A 21,967-nucleotide genomic window follows, 5' to 3' on the forward strand; every position below is an offset into this window, starting at 1 on the left:
TATAAAAATTAACTAAATCGATTAAGCTATCATGTAAAAAAAACAGCTCTCCTAAGGAGCCATTTCAATAAATTCTCCCTCGGCAAGCACAGACTGCACTGTATTACCGTTAATAATGATATCTATCAGTATTTCAAGTGCTTTCTGTACTAAAACATCTATAGGCTGCTGAATATAGGATATAGGGGCATCAAAAAAGTCAAATACCGGATTACCGTCAAAACCCACTAAACCTATTTTACCAATAATTCCCTCTCCCATGTCCTTTATTGTATATAAACAAGCCAATGAAATCATGTTAGTGGCAAAAAGAAAAGCGTCTACACCGCCATCAATCATTTTAGGCAACAAACGGTCTGCGGACTTTCTGGGAGCATCCTGCCTCAAAAAGACCACGTTAGCCAAGTTTCTCTTACCGGCTTCATCCATAGCCTTTTTATAACCACGGATACGCTCTTTCATATGGATAAGGTTGACATCATAAGCCACCATACAAGGAGCGTTATAGCCTGCATTCAAAAGATGTTTGGTTGATATATAGGAAGCATTGAAGTTATTCAACGCCACATAGCTGACATTGATTTCCGGAAAATAGCGGTCGAACAAAACAATAGGGATATTATTGTTCACAAGTGAAGCGATGGATTTCTCAGAATTGTCACAAGGAACAATGATGAGTCCATCTACCCCTTTATTAATAAGGTTACTAACAACACGGGTCATCTTATCCTTATCCTCATCTGAACTTCCAAAAAGTACGGTATATCCCCGTTTGGTTGCCTCATCTTCCAATACACGCGCTAATTGAGAAAAAAATGGGTTGGAAATATCAGAAACCACTAATCCTATTGTTTTTGTTTTGCCACTACGAAGACTTTTGGCCGCAAGATTAGGCTGGTAGTTCATTTCATTGGCAATTTTCAATATGCGTTGGGCAGTTTCTTCTCCCACGCGATACTCTTTCTTTTTCCCATTCAAAACGAACGAAACTAATGCTGTTGAAACGCCTGCAGCTTCAGCAATATCCTTCAGCGATATTTTTTTTAGTGACGACATATATTTGTGTAACGTTTTTGCTATATAATAGTATTATACTTTTAGGTTACCTCTTGAATCAGTAGCACTTATCGTATTCTCACGATGCAAATATAAACATAAAAATTAAATCTGCAAATTATTTTGCTAATTCGTTATAACATTTTTATATTTGCAGTACCAAATCATGCTAAAAACGATATGAACTACCATAAACGACACATAAAAATTAATTTTAAACTTTTAAAATCATGAAAACCAAGATTCTATTTACACTTTTATTCTTTGCATGCAGAATACACTACCTTTATGGACAGACTAACCTACAAATAGCTCCGGAAACTTTAGCAACTCCAGAAAAAAATGGAATATGGTTACAACCTGCTCAAAATACAAAAGCACAACCCATTTGGGGATTTGCAAATGGTATCCGAATAGGAATTGCTCCATTAGGAGGTCCACGTGGGCTAATTCGTATCTATACACCTTATTTAGAACATGATGAATTTGTTGTTACCAATTTCATTGCTTTTGAACCAATTGATAAAGCAAAAAATAATAGGGGGCTCTCAGAATTGGAATGGAGTCAACTTGATAATGTTCGTGGAAAACGTTTTTGGAGTGGGAATACTCCTGAAGCTCCCTCATTCCCAGATCAATATTATCCAGCTCACGGAGTAATAGCAAAGGAAAATGGAGTTGAAACACTTACTGTGTATTTCTTTTGTGAAACTTTTGATAATGGTGCGGATATCTATGTCCGGACTAAATTCACAGAAGGAAAGCCTTATGAGTTTGAATTAACTACGTATACCACGGAAGAATCAGATGAGCTAAATCGTTTTATACTCACAGCTACTATGGGAAACAAAGCAAGACTTAGGACATTACATCTCGCAGATGGTAAAACGAAAGAAGCCGGCCAATTATGGCCGAGCTATAAAGATTCTAATTTCACAGAACATAACCATACTCCAGTGGCAGAAATGATAAAAGATAAAAATGGAGGTGTATGGTTTATAGCGTCACCTGATGAGAAAGACCCTACAAAAGCTGTATATGCTGAAGATACACATACACATTGGAAATATACTGGTAAAAAAGCAACGCAATATTGGTATTGTTCCAATCCAAGTAATGAGTTAGAAGGAGTTGTGAATGGTCGTTATACTTATTGGGCAAGTAAATCTCCGATACCTGGTGGTATCGCTTATGAGAACTTTGAACTGACTGAACCATTTCAGTCTGGTCAAAGCTATATTTTTGGTATCACACCTCTTTCACCGGAAGAATTAATAAACCACATTATGAAATAAGAACGGACTACTTTTTGGGTAGAACTTCTTTTCCTCCTTATTTATCCCCTCTTTTGTTCTTAATTTATAGAACAGAAAAGGATAAAAGGTGGATAAAAATAAGAAAAGGATAAATTACAAAACTTACTAAATAGCTTATTACTCTAATGAGAGCAGCAGAAAATAGATACTCTATTTCTACTGTTCTCATTTTTTATATATATACAACTTTTCATAGTATAAAATCTCAAAACAATCTTTTAAAGTCAATTTAAGAGATACTTCTTAACTATTGTTGGGGTCTTCCTTCCGGCGAAGTTCTCGAAGAACTTAATCCGGCCTTGAAGGAAATGCTCCCCCATCTGTTCACAGAAACCCACACCAGCGACACCAAGGCAGGGGAACTGACACCCGAGTGGGCAGACAGGCTTGGACTTCCCCAAGGAATCGCCGTGGCTGTGGGGGCGCTGGACGCCCATATGGGAGCCGTAGGCGCATCCGTCGCCCCGGGGATACTGACACGTATCATGGGAACATCCACCTGCGACATCATGGTTGCCGGCAAAGACGAGGTAGGCGGACGCTGTATCAAGGGAATCTGCGGCCAGGTGGACGGTTCGGTGCTTCCGGGATTCATCGGTTTCGAAGCCGGACAGTCGGCTTTCGGAGACATCTACGCCTGGTTCAGGAAAATGCTGGCATGGACACTGAAAGATATCCCCGGAGGGGAGGCCAGGCAGAAAGTTCTGGACGGCATGCTGGTGGAACTCACCCGTGAGGCCCAGGACATGGAACCCTCCGAGGACGGTGTTGTCGCCCTGGACTGGATGAACGGCCGCCGTACCCCCGATGCGGACCAGAACGTGAAGGGTGCCGTTGCGGGACTCACGTTGGGTACCAGCGCCCCGGAAATATTCCGTGCGCTGGTGGAAGCCACCGCCTTCGGTTCCCGCCGTATTGTGGAGCATATGAAGGGCCAGGGGCTGCGCATTGATTCGGTCAATGCCATCGGAGGTATCAGCAAGAAGGCGCCCTTCGTGATGCAGACGCTGGCAGACGTGCTGGACATGCCTATCCGTGTGGTCCGCTCGGAACAGACCTGTGCCTTGGGAGCGGCAATGTTCGCGGCAGTTGCCGCAGGGGTGTACAAGGATATCAATGAAGCGACAAGGCACATGGGGTCGGACATCGAAGCTGAATACCGGCCGGATGAAAAAAGAGCCCTCATCTACGAAAAACTATACAAGAAATATCTTGAACTGGCAAAACTTGCTGAAACCATTAACTAAGTATACAAACCATTAATCTATTTAAAACATGAGAATCAAATCATTAATTTTAGCGGCCTTATGCATGGTCACCGTGAGTGTTTACGCCCAAAGCAACTACCCGTTCAACGGTCTGGACATGAACATGGGTAACCTGTCAAGACTGTCCGATGCGAAGACACGTTCCATTAGCCCCGAGAACTTCACGGGCGAGAAGGGCAAGGGCGGCATGGCCGACCCGGTCAGGGACAAGGACCAGCGGAATGTGGCCAACGCCCACCATGCGGCCAAGGACCTGGGCAAGGGTTGGAAGGTAAACCCCTTCATCATCGTGAAACCGGGAGAGACAATCACGATTGCGGAAATCGAGGGTCCGGGAGCCATCCAGCAGATCTGGATGACACCGACCGGGAACTGGCGCTTCTCCATCCTGAGAATGTACTGGGACGACGAGAAGGAGCCTTCCGTCGAATGTCCGGTGGGTGACTTCTTCTGCAGCGCATACAATGAATATGCACAGCTATCCTCACTGGCCGTCTGCGTGAATCCGGGCAGCGCCTTCAACTGCTACTGGAAGATGCCTTTCCGCAAGAAAGCCCGTATCACGCTGGAGAACATCAACACCGCCGAGGAGATGCGTCTGTACTACCAAATCAACTACACCCTGACAGAAGTTCCCGAGGACGAGGCCTACTTCCATGCGCAGTTCCGCCGCTCCAACCCGACCCAGGGGTCGCTGCACACGTTGATTGACGGTGTGAAGGGCAAGGGACAGTATGTGGGTACCTACCTGGCGTGGCGTGTAAACGACAACTGCTGGTGGGGTGAAGGGGAAATCAAGTTCTACATGGACGGTGACAAGGAATATCCGACTATCTGTGGAACCGGGGCTGAAGACTACTTCTGCGGCTCGTATAATTTCGAGAACCAGAAGACGCACCAGTACCAGGAGTTCACCACCCCTTATGCCGGCATGCACCAGGTAATCCGTCCCGACGGGCTGTACCGTGCAGTGACCGCTTTCGGGCTGTACCGCTGGCATATCCTTGACCCGATACGCTTCGACAAGGACCTGAAAGTCACGATACAGGATTTGGGATGGCGTCATGACGGACGCTACAACAACCAGAAGTCGGATATCTCGTCGACCACTTTCTGGTACCAGGCCGAGCCGCATGCCAAATTCCCGGCTTTGCCGAGCAAGGACGATTTGGAAATTCCAAGATGGTAAAATTGGGTATACCCGATATTTAAAATTACGTTGTTTTTTTATTAACTATTAAATCAAAGTATTATGAGGATTTCTTTTAAAAGGAATGGTTTCATAGCATTGGCATCAATGCTATCATTTGCAGTGTATGCAGGGGATAATTTGCCCCTTGCAACCGCTGCATCGGGGACAAATGGATCTATTCAAGTATCTGAGTATGGCGTAGATACTTCTAATGAGATTCAACAAGCGAGAGTAATACAAGGAACAGTTCTGGAAGAAGGGACTAATGAACCTCTTATTGGGGTAAATGTTGTCGTTAAAGGAACTACTATAGGTACAACGACTGATGTGGAGGGAAAATATTCGATAAGAATACCTTCTGATAATGCTGTGTTAGTCTTTTCTTATATTGGTCAAAAAACAGAAGAATATTCTGTTAAAGGCTTGAAATCTTTGGATGTTATTATGAAAAGTGATGCTACGATGTTGTCTGAAGTCGTTGTATACACTGGTTATATGACTCAGAAAAAAGCTGACTTAACCGGATCGGTTGCATTGGCGGATTCAAAAGACATCAAGAAGACTTCCGCTAACGTTATGAAAGCTATGCAGGGTAAGATGGCCGGTGTGAAAATTAGCAACAATGGCGGTAATCCTGCAGAAGATATAGGCATTCAAATTCGTGGTCTTTCTTCTTTGTCTGGAGCTGTTACTCCATTAATTGTATTGGATGGTATGCCAGCTGAAGGTCTGAATCTACGTGACATAAATTCAGGAGATATTGAATCTATTCAGGTATTGAAAGATGCTGCTTCTGCCTCAATTTATGGTGCACGTGCTTCTGGTGGTGTGATTTTAGTCCAAACTAAAAAAGGTAAAGCTGGTAAGACTACCATTGACTATAATGGTAGTGTTTCTGTAAGTTCTATAATAAATAGACCGGAAATGATGAACGCCACAGAATGGGGTACTGCTGCCTTCCGCGCTGCTGCTTATGATGAGTGGGCTTATGGCTCAGGCCTATTATTACCCAATGGCTTTGAGTATGAGTATCATAGAGGTGATAATGGAATGCTGGTATTGGATAATATGAAAATGAAAGAATATTTGGATAATAATCAATTGGTAAAAGCAACTGATACAAATTGGATGGATGAGATTTTCCGTACAGCAGTTTCTACAAATCATCAGTTGACTATTTCTAATGGTTCGGATAAAGCTAAAAGTTTGTTTTCATTAGGGTATACTAACAACCAAGGTACACAAATTTATTCTTTTTTCAAACAATATTCTGTACGTGCTAATACGGAATATAGTTTGATTAAAGATCGTTTGAAAGTAGGAGAAAACTTAGCTATTTCTTATTTGCAGTATAAAAGTCAATGGGAAACCTTTTTGGCTATGATTATGCCACCTATGGTTCCTGTTTATGATGTAAATGGTAATTGGGCAGGACCTGCAGGACTTGATGATTTTGATAATCCAGTACGTAAAATGACTATGGGTAAAGATAATATCAATAATTATGTGAAAATTATTGGTAATGTTTTTGCAGATTTGAATATTTGGAATGGTATATCTGCTAGAACTCAGTTTGGTATAAATTATGGTAACTCTTATAGTAGAACAGTAGATGGGGCTTATGTGGAGACAGGTTTTAGAGGCAATGATAAAAATTATGTAAGAAATAACCAGTCCCATCCGTTAAATTATGTATGGACTAATACTTTGTCCTATAATAAAAGTTTTGGAAAACACCATATTGATGCTGTATTTGGTAGTGAGTTTACCCGTTATGTACAAGAAGGTTTTTATGCAAGTAGAGAAGGACTTTATTTGGAAGATCGTGATTTTGCCGGTCTTAGTGTTGCTACCGGTGATGAAATTGATGTAAGTAGTTCTGCTGATGAATATACTTATTTCTCTCTTTTTGCTAAGGCCAATTATTCATATGCTGGTAAATATTTGTTGTCTGCAACTGTACGTCGTGATGGTTCTTCTTTGTTTGGTGTCAATAATCGTTATGGTATATTTCCTGCATTTTCTGCTGGTTGGAGAATTAAGGATGAAACTTTTATGGAAGATGCGGACTGGTTGTCTGATCTGAAAATTCGTTTCAGTTGGGGTACGAATGGTAGTGTACAAGGATTACCTCGTGGTTACACAACTACTCCATTTACTACTAATTATTTTGATACTGCTTATCCTATTAAGGGACAAGAAACTGGTGCTTTGCAGTCTGGCTATAGAAGAACTTGGATTGGTAACCCTGATTTGAAATGGGAAACAACCAAACAAACAGACTTTGGTGTTGACTTTGGATTTTTCAATCAACGTTTGACTGGTTCTTTTGACTATTACTATAAGAAAACAAATGATATCTTGGTCCAGACTCCATATATCGCAGCAATGGGTGAAGGTGGTGAACCTTGGGTTAATGGTGCTAGTATGAATAACCAAGGTGTAGAATTTACAGTATCTTTCAAGAGTGACCCCTCCAGTGAATTCCAGTGGGCTGTTAGTGCCAATATTGGTACATACAAAACTGAATTGACTGACCTTCCTTCCAATGTAATCAATAAGTATGCTGGTGATGGTGTACACGATTTGATTTTAGGCCGTTCTCCAAATTCTGCTTATGGTTTGGTAGCTGATGGTATTTTCAAAACTCAAGAGGAAGTTGATGCTCATGCAGACCAGCCAGGTAAAGCAGTTGGACGTATTCGCTACAAGGACTTGGATGGGGATGGTGTAATCAATGAAACATATGATAGAACTTGGATAGGTTGCTATGACCCGGATTTCTTTGGAGGTCTTAATTTTGATTTCGCTTATAAGGGCTTTGATTTGAACTTGTTCTTTGAGGGTATGTTCGGTAATGATGTAAATAGCGACTGGAAGAAAGAGAGTGATATTTGGCTTTTCACCAATCCTGCATGGAAAAATCATGCAACTCGTATGTTGGGCGGTTGGTCACCTGACAATCCGAATTCTGATATTCCGGCTATCTCGAATAATACTGCCAATCAGGAACAAAGATTCTCTTCTTGGTTCATAGAAGATGGTTCATACATTAAGTTGAGAAATATTGAATTAGGTTATACATTCCCGACTAAACTTATCCAAAAAATGCATATGAGTAACTTGCGTTTGTATGCTGCTGCACACAATGTATTTACTTTGAAGAAGTTTTGGGGAGATGACAAATATACAAGTTTCGATCCTGAAAGACCTTCTTATCATTATTTGACACCGTTTACTTTCAATTTCGGTATCAATGTTTCTTTTTAAACTTAATTAATAAATTATTATGAAAAGCAAATATATAACCTTGTCAATTGCTCTATGCTCTCTGTTGGGAGTCAGCAGTTGTGATTCATATTTGGATATCAATCCTAAACAAGTTTTGGACCAAAATATACTTAACAAACCTAGCGATATAGAAGGTTTTGTCACAGCAGCCTATGCTCGTATGTGTGAGATGGGTTCATTGGATTCCTCTCCTTATATGTATTGGTGGAGTGGTTCTATGCGTTCAGATGATTGTTATAAAGGTGGTGGTGGTGTTGCTGATGCCGTAGGTTCCTTTGGTAATATATCACTTTTTACTTATGTAAATCCTAATACCGGTGCATTGGATGGAACTTGGTATAATTCTTATCAAGTTATTCAAAGATGTAATACAGCAATTCAAAGAATGGCAGATTTTACGGAAGAAGAATTGCCTAATAAGAACAGTTTTATGGGTGAAATGCTTTTTATCCGTTCATTTACGTTGTATCGTTTGAAAAAACTTTGGAAATATGTACCTTATATTGATGAGAATGTAGTAGGTATGTCAGATGCTTTTGAAGCAGTGCCTAACCGTGAACTGGATAAAGGGAATGATCTCTACTTATGGCAACGTATTCTTGATGATTTTAAGAAAGCTGAAGAATTATTGCCTTTGGATCAGATGGATAAAGGTCGTGTAAGTCGTAATGCTGCTACTGCTATGGTTGCTAGGACAATATTAAATATGGCTTACGAGCAGGATGACCGTCATCAGGTGATAAATATCAATAAGGAATTACTTGCAGAGGCTTTGCCTTATATTGATAAAATTATTGATCAAGAAGGTGGTCGTGTAGGTTTGGAATCTGATTTTGGTAATAACTTTTTGGTAGAGTATGATAACGCTACTAAAGAATCCATTTGGGAATTACAATTTTCTCTTGATAATAATTTTAGTACGGCAGGTCGATTTAATCGCGCTGAAGGTTTGAATCATCCATGGATGTGGCCCGAAATACAACCTGGTAATTTTGTATTTAAGTGTTGTGACTTTAACCATGCTAGCTATACGTTGACTAATGCGTTTAAGACTGATGAAAACGGTTTACCCCGTTTCGAGGATTATAATGAGGATGATTATGGTCAATATATTAAAAATTCAGATGGTTCTTATAATTTGGATATCGTTAATTCTGGTGCTAAGCCTTACTTTGATAAGTATACATGGGATCCCCGATTTAGCCATACTATCGTAGCTCCTGGACAGCCTTGGAAGTATGATCCTGATTTATTATTCCATTCAACTGCTACTCGTGATCCGATTACTTATAGTTTCTTGAAACCCATCAAAGATATGCCACATCCTGATTGTGGTTGTATTGCTTATGATGGATGGCAATTTAATTCTATGAATAAAAAGATGATTCGTTACGATGACGTGTTGCTGTGGAAAGCTGAGATTTTGATTCAATTGGATAGAGAAATGGAAGCCCTGCCATATATTAATCAGATTCGTACTCGTGCTGCCAATAGTTTGGTTCGTTTGACTCAAGCTGACGGTTCATATACAATGAATTATCATATTGCTACTTATCAGCCGGGTATTAACTGTAATTGGACTAAGGACTTTGCATGGAAAGCCTTAATGTGGGAAAACCGTCTTGAATTTGCTTGCGAAGGTCATCGTTTCTTTGATTTGCAGCGTTGGGGGTTGTTGGAAAAGACAATGAATGAGTACTTTGCTATTGAAAGAACTCGCTTCGATTGGTTCAATGATGCTCGTTTTACTGCCGGTCGTGATGAGTACTTCCCAATTTCCCAACCACAAATGAATTATTCAAAGGGTAACTATACGCAGAATCCGGGATATTAATGTTTAACTATTAAGAAGAAAATTATGAAAAAGATAGTAACCATTTTTACAATATTGTTGGTAGTGTTATCACTGTCCAGCTGCTATGACAGAGATGTGCTTGATGACAAGGGCTTGAATTATTTCATGCCTATGCCTGAGAATGTGCAGTATAATCAAGATAATGCTACTGCAGTGACATTGACTTGGAGTATTCCTTCAGTAATTCCAGAAGACTTCAGACGTCCTATTTCAGTACAGATTCAAATAGTGGAAAATAACATTTATAGAGATAGAATAACCTTGGTAAATGAGGAGACTTCTCATACTTTCACTATTGATCCTGCTAAAAAGTATCGCTATATTGTTAAATTGGTAGGTACTTTTACTGAGGAAAACCAAGAAACAGGACGTACATCTACTGTTACTTCTGAGGGTGTAATAGTTAATGTCGAATAGTTTCGAGAAGAATTTTGTAGTTAATGATAGAGAGTGGGTTTTTACTGGTATTTTTCTGAGTCAGCTCACTCTCTATTTTAATATTCGTGATATAAGAAGAATGGGTTATCTGGTTACGATAAATTGAAAAATGAATCAATAGACATGAAAAACATATTATTTATAGCATTCTCTTCGTTTATACTTTTATTCGTTTCTTGTACTTCTGAACAAGAAACTGAAACTTATATTCCTATTGATGAAATTATACCTTTGGATACTTATTTGATTCCAAATAAGGATACAAAAATTGTATCAACAACATTGAATTTTAAGGATATTGATGCCATAGATTATTTGCTGGTTAGAAAGAGTGTAGGTGACAGCTATTCAGCTAAGATAAATCAAAGCGAACTTACGTCTGATTATATTTTCAATTATACCATTCAAAAAACAGATCCACAGAATTTTCGGCTAGTATTGGCTGCCTTTTACAAAGATGGTAATATGTCGAAAGAGCTCTCTTTGAATGTGGATAACCGTTGGGGTTTTTTTATTCGTAATGTTACTCGTATAGCTCGTGTTACAGGGAGTATAATAAATGGAGAAAACTTTCCAAGTCCTAATAATACTGCGACAAAATGGAATGTAGGAGGAACAGATCTTGGCATTATTTGGGAGATGCAGCCCGGAAAATATGGAATTTTCTTTGGTGATACTTTTGGGTATGACTTTAAGCCTAATCCGGCTAATCCTGGACCTAACGGAGGGAGTTGGCGTAGTAATGTGCTGGCTTTCTCGGAGGATAATGATTTAGAAGATGGATTGTCATTCAGCAATATGGTTACTGATGATAAAGGGTATGCCCGCGAGATAATATATGGAGGAAAAGATTCGTCAGGTAATGGTGATTGGACTTCTATCCCAACAGCTGCTATTCGTGCTAATGGAATAGATTATGTGCATTATTTTAATATGAGAAATTGGACAGGATGGGTTACAAATTATTCGGGAATATATAAGTCGGCTGATAATGGTTTGACATGGGCTAAATGTAAAGATATAACCTTCTCATCTTATAGTTTTTTTGGTCAGGTAGGGTACTTTAAGAAAGATGGATATGTTTATATGATAGGTACTCAAACGGGGAGGGATAGCAATGCTAAATTAGCACGGTTTCATGAAACAGATATTGAGAATAAGACAGCTTATGAATATTGGAATGCTTCTACTAATCAATGGATAAAAGGCAATGAAAATGAGGCAACAGTATTAATAGAAGATAAGGTTGGTGAACTTTCTTTTATATATAATGAAACACATAAGAAATGGATAATTGCTTATTTCAATGCAGATAGATATAATATAACTATGCGTACGGCAGAAGACATAACTGGCCCATGGAGTGAACCCTATGAGCTTGCTAATGGTAGAGAGTATGCCCAATTGTATGGTTCTTACATTCATCCGTTTTCGGTAACTGGTGATAATTTATATTTTACGATGTCAATGTGGATGCCTTATAATGTTTTTTTAATGAAGGCTGAATTGGCTGATATGGGAGAGTTTTAATTATATTGACAAATATAATATCATGAACACACGCACATTAATTATAACTTTTGTTTGGATGATAATGTCCAACATAGGCATCTGTGCTCAAGAGCATTGGGATGCACAAGAGAGAATTGAGTTGAATAAGGGTGTTTTTCCGAAGAATTTTAGTAAAGCTATTGATGCTATACAGTATGATTTATTAGGAATTGAGAGAGGAAAAAGCCATGTGAAAGTGATAGATAACAACACTTTGTACATAAACCTTTCTTTTTCGCTTAAAAACTCTGTTCAACAAGGTGATTGGCGTATAGCGGTAAAGCCGGATTTTTTACCTTCATTCCATTGGGCGCCACATCTTACTCCTACTGATAGAAATGTCATCGATCAACATGTATTCCGTTCTCCTGCCCTTATTGTAGCAGACGATCATCAAACTCTTATTCTTATCCCCGATTTGGATATTATGCAGAAGGGGACTCCTGTACGATGGTATATGGATATGGACGCATCCTCTAATACACTTATTCTCGGAATGTGCAATAACCATGTATCCGAACACGTTCTGTTTGAGCGTGATCAAGAAACTACTTATCCAAAAGGAGATATTGAAATAGGCTTTTATTTGATGTATTCTGATAGCAAGGAAGTATTGCGGAATCCTTTCAAGAAGCCGTTAGAATTTATGTGGAGTCGATGGGGGCATACTGCATATGTGAAAGGTAATCCGGTGAAGGAGAGCCTGGAAAAGTATGTGCAACATACTTATAATTGGGCTTTTAATTCATGGTCAGAAAATGTGTGGCAGCAATTTGAGTTAGATGGGAAAAAAGTGGGTGCTCCCGTATTTATTGTGAATGTTACACAAAGTCCTAATTATCCGGGAGAGATTAATGAACGTGAATTTCGTTCTATCTGGAATCAGGCATGGTTCAGTTCATTGCGTTCTGCAAGTGGATTATATCGATATGCAAGAAGAATCGGTAATAGGGAGCTTCTTGCAAAAGCAAATTTGACAAAAGAACTGGCTCTGTCATTTCCGCAGAGGAATGGTTTTTTCTATGGACTTATCGGTACGGAAATGCATGAAGTAGAGATTGATGGTAAAAAGTATAATCGGAGCAAGGGGTGGAATACCTATTATTGGGGAAATTCCAACAGAAATCCTTATACCTGGAATCCGAAAGAATCTCCGTATCATATTTTTGATATGAGTTGGACAGCATTGCTGATGCTTCGGTGGTATGATGAATTAGAAAAAGATACCCGTCTTTTGGCTTATGCAGAAGATTATGCGATGGCTTTACTTGGAATACAGTATGAAAATGGTTTTTTCCCTGGCTGGCTTGACTTAAAGACAATGCAGCCGATGGACCATTTGAATGCTTCTCCTGAAACATCTTTATCAGTTACTTTTTTACTTAAACTGTATGAGCTTACACATAAGGAAGAGTATAAACGGGCAGCATTTAAAGCTATGAATGCAGTTATCCATGAAATTATCCCGGTTGGGAAGTGGGAAGACTTTGAAACCTATTGGTCTTGTTCTCGTTACGGTTCGGATAACTTGGTAGGTAAAAAGGTTTTGCGGAACAATATGCATAAACAGAATAATTTTTCAATGTTCTGGACAGCTGAAGCCTTACTGGAGTGCTATCGTCTTACCTCAAATAAAGAATATCTTGATTATGGGCAGCGTACACTTGATGAATTGCTGATGACTCAAGCATCGTGGCAGCCGCCATACATGTATGTAAATGTATTGGGTGGTTTTGGTGTGTTGAATGCCGATGGTGAATGGAATGATTCACGCGAAAGTCTTTTTTCCGAACTCATCATTCAATATGGAAAACTTCTTGATAAGCCAGAGTATATAGAACGGGGATATGCTGCACTTAAGGCATCTTTTGTAATGATGTATTGTACTGAAAATCCTCAAACCAAACAGCAATGGGAAAAAGTTCATCCGTTCTTTGCTTCAGAGGATTATGGATTCATGATGGAAAATTACGGGCATGGCGGCCGTACAAATCCGGCAGGTGAAGGTATGGGTGAGTTTACAATCTATGATTGGGGAAATGGAGCAGCAGCCGAAGCCTATAATCGTATCCTGGATAAATTCGGGAAAATAGAATAATAATACTAACTTTTAATAATTGTCATTATGGTAAAAAGGACTTTAGCTTTATTAGCCTTTTTGAATGTGGCTATGCTGTTTCCGGCCAGAACTCAGGCCCATAACAGTGGTGAGAGACTGTTTAACGATAAATACGGGCATGCATACCTGGATAAGATTGCATTCCCTATTGGTGGTATCGGTGCCGGAATGTTTTGTCTTGAGGGTACGGGGGCCATTTCCCATGTTTCGCTCAGAAACCATCCGGATGTGATGAACGAACCGTATACTTTTGCTGCTATTTGTGTGAAGGATGTACAGAACGGGGCAAAGGTGTTGGAAGGCCAAGTGCCGACTTGGAAGCTGTTCGGTCCTGACCAGAGTGGTCTGGGTAGAGGGGATAAGACATATGGCCTTCCTCGTTTTGAGGAGGCCGTTTTCCAGACACGTTTCCCCTTTGCCTTGATAGATTTGAAAGATAAGGATATGCCTTTGGAAGCCAGGATTACGGGCTGGAGTCCTTTTATCCCAACAGATGCAGATAACTCCAGTCTACCGGTGGGAGTGTTGGAATACCGTTTTACGAATACTTCGGATGAAGCCATTGAAGCAATATTTTCCTATAATACGAAGAATTTCATAGATGGGCAGGGAACTATCCAAGGCATAAGGAATGGATTTATTCTGGAATCCAATCAAGAGGGTTCCGGACTGGCAATCTATGTGGATAATGATAATGCGGTTGTAGACCATTGTTGGTTCCGTGGTGCGTGGTTTGATCCTCAGACAGTTGTTTGGGACAACATCCGTTATGGAAGAATTGCTAGTAATCAACCGGTTGACGGTGCTGTTCCAGGAGCTTCTGTTTATGTTCCGATGGCATTACAGCCAGGTGAGGCAAAGACAGTCAAAGTAAACTTCTGCTGGTATCTGCCGGATTCCAATTTATCTATCGGTTTTGCGCGAAAGGAGGGGCAGGCATTTGTTGGAAGTCCTTGCAAGGGTACAGCTTCCGGCCAGCAGCTTGTAAGCGGTTTTGTCGGTCGGCAATTGCTGAATTCATTCGATAAAGGTGGTGACGGATTGACGGGTATCATTCAGTCTTCGGAATTCAATATTGGAAAAAGATACTTGAAGTTTTTGGTAGGTGGAGGTAACCAGACAGACCGTACTTCCGTGAATCTTGTAGTGGACGGAAAGATTGTAGAAACAGCAGTAGGTAATCAGACGGAGACTCTGAATGAAGTGGTGTGGGATCTGAAGGCCTATCAGGGTAAGAAGGCCATTGTGAAGGTTATTGACCTGGATGTATATCCTTGGGGACATATTCTTGCTGACCAATTTGTCTTGACGGACAATAAGAACGAGAATCTTTATAGCTTGTCTTCCGCAGCAACATTGCTTGCTGATTTTGAGGGGGTCAATTGGGGTGATTGGCAGGTGATAGACTCTTCTGAAGAGGAAAAGCAATTTCTGGCGGATGAGGAGAATACAGAGACTGTGTACAGACCTTGGTATTCGGAACGTTTCAAGAACCTGCATGACGTTGTTGGTTATTGGGATGTGAATAGTGGAATGTTGAAGAAAAACAGTGAATTGTTCAGTGATGCATTTTACAGCTCCACTCTGCCGGCAGAAGTAGTGGAGGCAGTTGCCGCCAATCTGACTATTTTAAAATCTCCTACCGTGTTGCGTCAGTGGGACGGACGGTTCTGGGCTTGGGAAGGTTGCCAAGATTCTTTTGGTTCCTGCCACGGAAGCTGTACGCATGTATGGAACTATGCACAGGCCTTGCCTCATTTGTTCCCATCTTTGGAGAGAACTTTGCGCGAGACAGAATTCAACGTTGCACAGAATTCCGAAGGCCATCAGAACTTCAGAGTCAATCTTCCTATTTCTGCACCTCCGCATAACTTCCATGCTGCGGCCGACGGGCAGTTGGGGGGCATCATGAAGGTATATCGTGAATGGCGTATAAGCGGGGATACCCAGTGGATGAAAGAGCTCTTCCCCTTGGTGAAGAAGAGTCTTGACTATTGTATCCGTACCTGGGACCCTTTGCGTAAGGGCTATCTTGAAGAACCGCATCACAATACTTATGATATTGAGTTTTGGGGACCAGACGGAATGTGTACCAGTTTCTATTTGGGTGCTTTGACTGCATTTATTGAGATGGGAAAAACATTGAAGGAACCTGTTAAGGAGTATACAGCTATACTGGCTAAGGGCAAGAAGTATATGGAGACTTCTCTTTTTGATGGAGAGTACTTCATACAGAAAATCCAGTGGGAGGGCCTTCAGGCTCCCAATCCGGTGGAGGTAATGTCCTTTGGCGGCGGTTATTCGGAGGAAGCCATGGAACTTCTCAAGAAGGAGGGACCGAAATACCAATATGGTACCGGTTGTTTGTCCGACGGTATTTTGGGCATGTGGATGGCTTCTGTATGTGGTTTGGATGAGGTACTTGACAATGCAAAGGTAAAGAGTCATCTGGTAGCTGTTCACAAGTATAATCTGAAACATGATCTGACGGACCATTTCAATCCCCAGCGGCCAGTTTATGCTTGTGGGAAGGATGGCGGTCTTTTACTTTGCACATGGCCAAAAGGCGGCATGCTGTCATTGCCTTTCGTATATAGTAATGAGGTCTGGACCGGTATCGAGTATCAGGTTGCGAGCCATCTGATGATGAAGGGTGAAGTGGAGAAGGGTTTGGATATTGTCCGTGAATGCCGGAAGCGGTATGACGGAAGGGTGAGAAATCCGTTTGATGAGATAGAGTGCGGTCATTGGTATGCGCGTGCTATGGCCAGTTATGGCATGTTGCAGGGGCTTACGGGAGTAAGGTATGATGCTGTTGATGGTACGATGTATATAGATTCGAAGATTGGCGATTTCAAGAGCTTCATCAGTACTGATACTGGGTTTGGTACTATTGAATGGAAACATGGGAAGCCTTCTTTGGAGGTTGTCTATGGTACTATTGATGTGAAGCGCTATAGTGTTTCGGGCAAGATTATTGATTGAGTTCTCATTGGTAGAATACACTGTAAAAGTCAAAAGAAATGATACGGAATAAACTTTTTATTATATGCTCCTTTCTATTCTGCCTTGGTACCGCTTCAGCCCAGCAGAAGTTCTCTGTGGCATCTCCCGACGGGAAGCTGAAGCTTGTGCTGGACATAGCGCCTGAGAAAGTGGCTTACAGCGTGAAATACGGGAAACAGCAGTTGCTGGAGGACTCAAGGCTGGGATTCGAGTTCGACAGCGGGGAGTTCGGGGCAGGACTCAAGGCGGGAAAGGTACAAAGGAGGAAGATAGACGAGACATACGAGCTGGTAGTAGGAAAGGTCAGTAAGGCAAGAAACCACTGCAATGAGATGATAGTCCCCCTGGTGGAGAAGAACGGGAAGGAGAGAACGGTGAACCTGGCTGTAAGGGCATTCAATGATGGGATAGCATTCAGATACGAATTTCCCAAGCAGAAAACATGGAATTCATACGTGATGTACGATGAAAGGACACAGTTCAACTTACAAGGAAACCCGATGGCGTTGCTCATGTACCTGCCCGGGTATGTAAATACACACGAAGGGGTATACAGTCATGTAAGATATGACAAGGTCGCAAGGAAGAGGCTGATAGAGATGCCCGCCACATTCGAATTCGACAATGGGGTGGCCCTGGCAATAACAGAGGCGGCAATAAGGGACTACGCGGGAATGTACCTGGTGAAGGAGAAGAGTGGACTGGTGGGAAAGCTCTCGCCAAAACTCGGGCAGGAAAAAATAAAGGTTGAAATAGACAGTTTCCCACACCGTACCCCGTGGCGCGTGATATCCGTTGCAGACCGGGTAGGAGGATTACTGGAGACGAACATACTAACAAGTCTGAACGAACCATGCAGGATTGAAGACACTTCATGGATTAAGCCTTGCCGGACCACGTTCACATGGTGGAACGGGAATGTCGTGCCGGACAGCACGTTCTCTCCAGGGAACAATTTCGACACGAACAAGTACTACATTGATTTTGCTGCGCGCAATGGCTTGGATGTACATGGAATCTACGGATATGCGGAAACTCCTTGGTACTATGATGACAACTTCAATTTCGGATGGGCGGGACCCAATGCGGACATCACAAAACCGATACCATGCCTGAACATGCCAAGAATTGTGGAATATGCAAGGAGCAAGGGGGTGGGCATACATCTGTGGGTACACTGGAGACCGCTCTATGACAAGCTGGAGGAGGCATTCACGCTGTATGAGAAATGGGGGGTCAGGGGACTCATGGTGGACTTCATGGACCGCAATGACCAGGAAATGATCCGTATCCAGGAGGAGATACTGGAATGTGCGGCAAGGCACAGGCTCTTCATACAGTTCCACGGATCGAGCAAGCCCTCAGGGCTGGTGAGGACCTATCCGAATGAGTTCACGAGGGAGGGGACGCTCAACTACGAGGTATGCAAGTGGGACACGCTGGTGAATGCGGACCATGACATTGCGATACCCTTCACCAGGATGCTGGCGGGAGCGACGGACTATCACCTGGGAGGGTTCAGGGCACTGCCGCGCTCGGAGTTCAAGATACAGTATGTAAATCCTCATGTAATGAGCACACGCTGCCATATGTTGGCCATGTATGTGGTTTTGGAAAACCATCTCACCTCGTTGTGCGATACGCCAAAGGCTTATGAAGGTCAACCGGGGTTCGAGGTGCTCCGTACCGTGCCGGGAACGTGGGATGAGATAAGAGTTCCGCTGGCAAAAATGAATGAGCATGTCACGGTGGCCCGCAGGAGCGGTTCGGACTGGTGGGTAGGCTTGCTAAACAACGGTACGGAAAGGAATCTGAAATTGAAATTGGACTTCCTTAGTGAGGGGGGCTACCAAGCAACGATCTATACCGATGCGGAGGATGTGGAGCGGAATCCAAACAATCTGGACAGACTGGTGCGGAAAGTTACAAGAAAGGATATCATTGAACTGAATCTGGCAAGGGATGGAGGAGCGCTATTACATATCAGAAGGTTATAAGGGTGATGTTTATCAGTTGAAATTGTATTTCAATCAGTTGTTAGTTTGTTAGGATAAGAAGGTTGCTTCAGGATAATATTTTTAATCAATAGATTTATAACATGAACAGAAGAAGTTTTATAAAGAGAGTGGGCCTTTTGGGAGCGGGATATGCACTGAATGAAAGCTTGCTGTTTGCAAATCCAGGTTTAGCTTCGACAGCTACCTCTTTTTCATCGTTTCCAACAGTAAGAAAGCCTGAATCAGAAAGGAATTTCATGAGTGTTGCCATTGAAAAGGCCATTGCTACTTTTAAACAGAAGGTCAAGAATGAAGAACTGGGCTGGTTGTTTGGGAATTGTTTTCCGAATACGTTGGACACAACCGTTTTTTATTCAGAAAAGGATGGCCGACCGGATACATATGTGATTACCGGTGATATTGATGCCATGTGGCTAAGGGATAGTTCTGCCCAAGTATATCCGTATTTGGATTTCATGTCTGAAGATAAGAACCTGCAAAGACTGATAATTGGCGTTATCAATAAGCAGACTTCCTTTATATTGAAGGATCCGTATGCCAATGCCTTTTATGATGATGATACGAAGTATACAAGATGGAACAGCGACCATACGGAGATGAAACCGGGTATTCATGAGCGTAAATATGAGTTGGATTCGCTTTGTTATCCCATTCGCCTGGCATATGGATACTGGAAAAAGACAAATGATGCTTCTCCTTTCGATGCGCAATGGAAGAAGGCGATAGAAACCGTTTTAAGAGTCTGCAAGGAACAGCAGAGAAAAGATGGTAACGGGCCTTATAGCTTTCGCAGAACTTCGGAATGGGCTATAGATGCTGTTCCTATGGGTGGAGTGGGCTATAAAGTAAATCCGGTCGGATTGATTTGTTCTACTTTCAGGCCTAGTGATGATGCTACCATCTTTCCTTTTCTTGTCCCGTCCAATTTCTTTGCGGTGGCCAGTTTGAGGCAGGCTTCCGAAATGGTTCAAAAGATAACCAAAGACAATGTACTGGCTGATGAACTATTGGCGTTGAGTAAAGAAGTTTATAATGCTTTGCAGACTTATGCCGTGGTGAATCATCCGAAGTTCGGTAAAATCTATGCTTTTGAAATAGATGGCTTTGGATCGGCTTATCTTAGTGATGATGCCAACGTCCCTAATCTGCTGGCGTTACCCTATCTGGGTGGTGTTGATAGGGATGATGCAATTTATGCCAATACCAGAAGATTTGTATGGTCGGAATACAATCCTTACTTCTTTAAAGGTTCTTATTTTGAAGGGATAGGAGGACATCATATTGGTACGGACATGATATGGCCGATGAGCCTGATAATGAAAGCCCTGACTGCTCAAGACGATGAAGAGTTACAGCAATGTATCCAGATGCTCCAGAAAACGCATGCCGGTACCGGGTTCATGCACGAGTCGTTCCACAAGGATGACCCCAAGAAATTCACAAGGAGCTGGTTTGCATGGGCCAATACATTGTTTGGAGAATTGCTGTGGAAAACATTCAATGAGAAACCATATTTATTGGAATATTAATCATCTAATTAATCAATGTAAACAAAAATTTATGAGAAGAATTACAAAATTCAGTTTGTTACTCTCCCTTGTTCTGGGATTGTACTTTCCTACTGTTTTTGCACAGTCGAACATGACGAACGAAATGTTTGACTTGGCAAAGTTGAAGTCGGGTGTAAAAAACAAAAGAATCTCCAGTACAGATCCTACCGGAGGTAACAGAGATCACTTGGAGCCCTTCAAACCAGGTGAGAAACGCATCATTGCAGACATCAAGGGAACGGGAGTCATCAACCACATTTGGGTGACGATTGCGCCTCCACCTCCCACTTTGAGCAGAAACGACATTATCATTCGCATGTATTGGGACGGCAACGATTATCCTTCGGTAGAGTCTCCCATCGGCCCTTTCTTCGGACAAGGCTGGGATGAGAGATACAACTACGCATCCTTGCCTCTTTCGGCCGGTCCTGAAAACGGTACCGGTCTGTCGTGCTATTTCGCTATGCCTTTCGAGAAGGGCGCACGCATTGAAATTGAGAACCAGAGCGACCGCAACATAGATGCTTTCTACTTCTACGTGGATTATCTGGAGATGGCGAAGCTTCCCAAGGACATGGGCCGCTTTCATGCCTGGTATAACCACAACCTGACTGAAGCACTTCCCGAAGGCGAGACGGAGTGGGGAGTTACCGGTGCCCAGAAGCCGAACACCACCGGCGAACGCAACTATGTGTTCATGGAAACCCAAGGCAAGGGACACTTTGTAGGTATCAATTACTATGTGCATTGTCCCACTCCCATGTGGTATGGCGAAGGTGACGACATGTGGTTCATTGATGGAGAAAAGGTTCCCTCGCTGATAGGTACAGGTACGGAAGACTTCTTCAATACGGCCTGGTGTCCTAAAGAAGCCTTCTCGCATCCTTACTTCGGTTATCCCCGTGTGAACAATGATATAGGCTGGCTGGGTCGTACCCACGTTTACCGATTCTTCATTGAAGATCCCATTTTCTTTGAAAAGAGCCTGAAGGGAACCATCGAACATGGCTCCAACAACAACTTGACGTTGGATTTGTCTACCGTGGCTTATTGGTACCAAGATTCGGCTGTGGCTCTTCCCGAAGCTCCTACAAAGGCACAGCGTGCTCCGAAACCTTTCATCAACCATGTTGATATACATCGTTGGCGGGATGCCTGGCGTAAGTCCAAGGGTAACAAAGCCACTCTGTGGGGCAACGAGTAAACTTTTGTAACGCTCTTTTTTTATACGTTCATAGGCTGATATTTATATCCGGGGTTTTGCCATTATATTGGCAAAACTGTGTCTCTATATTGGCAAAACTGTG

The 21,967-nt window shown here is 42.0% G+C and carries 13 protein-coding genes; 12 read left to right on the forward strand and 1 reads right to left on the reverse strand.

Features of this window, described 5'->3' with window-relative positions; translation table 11 throughout:
- Positions 1 to 51: 51 nt before the first annotated feature.
- Positions 52 to 1,056 carry a LacI family DNA-binding transcriptional regulator gene (locus tag ITJ87_RS04120; protein WP_005824684.1) on the reverse strand — a complete coding sequence of 335 codons (1,005 nt, stop codon included), beginning with the start codon at positions 1,054 to 1,056 and terminating at the stop codon, positions 52 to 54.
- Positions 1,057 to 1,286: 230 nt separating this feature from the next.
- On the opposite strand from ITJ87_RS04120, the gene ITJ87_RS04125 reads away from it, so the two are divergent.
- From ITJ87_RS04125 to ITJ87_RS04180, 12 genes are all read left to right on the forward strand, one after another.
- The gene (locus tag ITJ87_RS04125; protein ID WP_117967158.1) at positions 1,287 to 2,351 is read left to right on the forward strand and encodes a hypothetical protein; all 1,065 of its coding nucleotides are present in this window, start codon (positions 1,287 to 1,289) and stop codon (positions 2,349 to 2,351) included.
- Between the two features lie 329 nt (positions 2,352 to 2,680).
- Positions 2,681 to 3,619 (forward strand): FGGY-family carbohydrate kinase, encoded by a 939-nt coding sequence (locus ITJ87_RS04130; RefSeq protein ID WP_230391800.1) that lies wholly within the window; start codon positions 2,681 to 2,683, stop codon positions 3,617 to 3,619.
- 28 nt (positions 3,620 to 3,647) lie between these two features.
- Positions 3,648 to 4,829 carry a glycoside hydrolase family 172 protein gene (locus tag ITJ87_RS04135; protein WP_117967107.1) on the forward strand — a complete coding sequence of 394 codons (1,182 nt, stop codon included), beginning with the start codon at positions 3,648 to 3,650 and terminating at the stop codon, positions 4,827 to 4,829.
- Positions 4,830 to 4,892: 63 nt separating this feature from the next.
- Positions 4,893 to 8,102: a TonB-dependent receptor gene (locus ITJ87_RS04140; protein WP_117967109.1), complete on the forward strand. Its 3,210-nt coding sequence runs from the start codon at positions 4,893 to 4,895 to the stop codon at positions 8,100 to 8,102.
- 19 nt (positions 8,103 to 8,121) lie between these two features.
- On the forward strand, positions 8,122 to 9,957 hold the full coding sequence (locus ITJ87_RS04145; protein ID WP_117967112.1) for a RagB/SusD family nutrient uptake outer membrane protein: 1,836 nt from the start codon (positions 8,122 to 8,124) through the stop codon (positions 9,955 to 9,957).
- Positions 9,958 to 9,981: 24 nt separating this feature from the next.
- The gene (locus tag ITJ87_RS04150) at positions 9,982 to 10,395 is read left to right on the forward strand and encodes a DUF4945 domain-containing protein (RefSeq protein ID WP_117967114.1); all 414 of its coding nucleotides are present in this window, start codon (positions 9,982 to 9,984) and stop codon (positions 10,393 to 10,395) included.
- Between the two features lie 144 nt (positions 10,396 to 10,539).
- Positions 10,540 to 11,946 carry a DUF4185 domain-containing protein gene (locus tag ITJ87_RS04155; RefSeq protein ID WP_117967117.1) on the forward strand — a complete coding sequence of 469 codons (1,407 nt, stop codon included), beginning with the start codon at positions 10,540 to 10,542 and terminating at the stop codon, positions 11,944 to 11,946.
- Positions 11,947 to 11,968: 22 nt separating this feature from the next.
- Positions 11,969 to 14,065 carry a hypothetical protein gene (locus tag ITJ87_RS04160; RefSeq protein ID WP_117967120.1) on the forward strand — a complete coding sequence of 699 codons (2,097 nt, stop codon included), beginning with the start codon at positions 11,969 to 11,971 and terminating at the stop codon, positions 14,063 to 14,065.
- Positions 14,066 to 14,092: 27 nt separating this feature from the next.
- Positions 14,093 to 17,071 carry a GH116 family glycosyl hydrolase gene (locus ITJ87_RS04165; RefSeq protein WP_117967123.1) on the forward strand — a complete coding sequence of 993 codons (2,979 nt, stop codon included), beginning with the start codon at positions 14,093 to 14,095 and terminating at the stop codon, positions 17,069 to 17,071.
- 38 nt (positions 17,072 to 17,109) lie between these two features.
- Positions 17,110 to 19,089, forward strand: a complete 1,980-nt coding sequence (locus ITJ87_RS04170) for a glycoside hydrolase family 97 protein (protein ID WP_131225656.1) — start codon at positions 17,110 to 17,112, stop codon at positions 19,087 to 19,089.
- A 101-nt stretch (positions 19,090 to 19,190) separates the two neighbouring features.
- Positions 19,191 to 20,639 (forward strand): glycoside hydrolase family 125 protein, encoded by a 1,449-nt coding sequence (locus ITJ87_RS04175; RefSeq protein ID WP_117967096.1) that lies wholly within the window; start codon positions 19,191 to 19,193, stop codon positions 20,637 to 20,639.
- 31 nt (positions 20,640 to 20,670) lie between these two features.
- Positions 20,671 to 21,864, forward strand: a complete 1,194-nt coding sequence (locus ITJ87_RS04180) for a glycoside hydrolase family 172 protein (protein WP_022400938.1) — start codon at positions 20,671 to 20,673, stop codon at positions 21,862 to 21,864.
- Positions 21,865 to 21,967: the final 103 nt, after the last annotated feature.

Source organism: Bacteroides sp. HF-162 (genome assembly GCF_015679285.1).
Taxonomy (GTDB): Bacteria; Bacteroidota; Bacteroidia; order Bacteroidales; family Bacteroidaceae; genus Bacteroides; species Bacteroides uniformis.

Bases quoted from the DNA above. Each gene is read 5' to 3' on its own strand.
- ITJ87_RS04120 (WP_005824684.1), bottom strand. From the start codon at position 1,056: ATGTCGTCACTAAAAAAAATATCGCTGAAGGATATTGCTGAAGCTGCA.
- ITJ87_RS04125 (WP_117967158.1), top strand. From the start codon at position 1,287: ATGAAAACCAAGATTCTATTTACACTTTTATTCTTTGCATGCAGAATA.
- ITJ87_RS04130 (WP_230391800.1), top strand. From the start codon at position 2,681: ATGCTCCCCCATCTGTTCACAGAAACCCACACCAGCGACACCAAGGCA.
- ITJ87_RS04135 (WP_117967107.1), top strand. From the start codon at position 3,648: ATGAGAATCAAATCATTAATTTTAGCGGCCTTATGCATGGTCACCGTG.
- ITJ87_RS04140 (WP_117967109.1), top strand. From the start codon at position 4,893: ATGAGGATTTCTTTTAAAAGGAATGGTTTCATAGCATTGGCATCAATG.
- ITJ87_RS04145 (WP_117967112.1), top strand. From the start codon at position 8,122: ATGAAAAGCAAATATATAACCTTGTCAATTGCTCTATGCTCTCTGTTG.
- ITJ87_RS04150 (WP_117967114.1), top strand. From the start codon at position 9,982: ATGAAAAAGATAGTAACCATTTTTACAATATTGTTGGTAGTGTTATCA.
- ITJ87_RS04155 (WP_117967117.1), top strand. From the start codon at position 10,540: ATGAAAAACATATTATTTATAGCATTCTCTTCGTTTATACTTTTATTC.
- ITJ87_RS04160 (WP_117967120.1), top strand. From the start codon at position 11,969: ATGAACACACGCACATTAATTATAACTTTTGTTTGGATGATAATGTCC.
- ITJ87_RS04165 (WP_117967123.1), top strand. From the start codon at position 14,093: ATGGTAAAAAGGACTTTAGCTTTATTAGCCTTTTTGAATGTGGCTATG.
- ITJ87_RS04170 (WP_131225656.1), top strand. From the start codon at position 17,110: ATGATACGGAATAAACTTTTTATTATATGCTCCTTTCTATTCTGCCTT.
- ITJ87_RS04175 (WP_117967096.1), top strand. From the start codon at position 19,191: ATGAACAGAAGAAGTTTTATAAAGAGAGTGGGCCTTTTGGGAGCGGGA.
- ITJ87_RS04180 (WP_022400938.1), top strand. From the start codon at position 20,671: ATGAGAAGAATTACAAAATTCAGTTTGTTACTCTCCCTTGTTCTGGGA.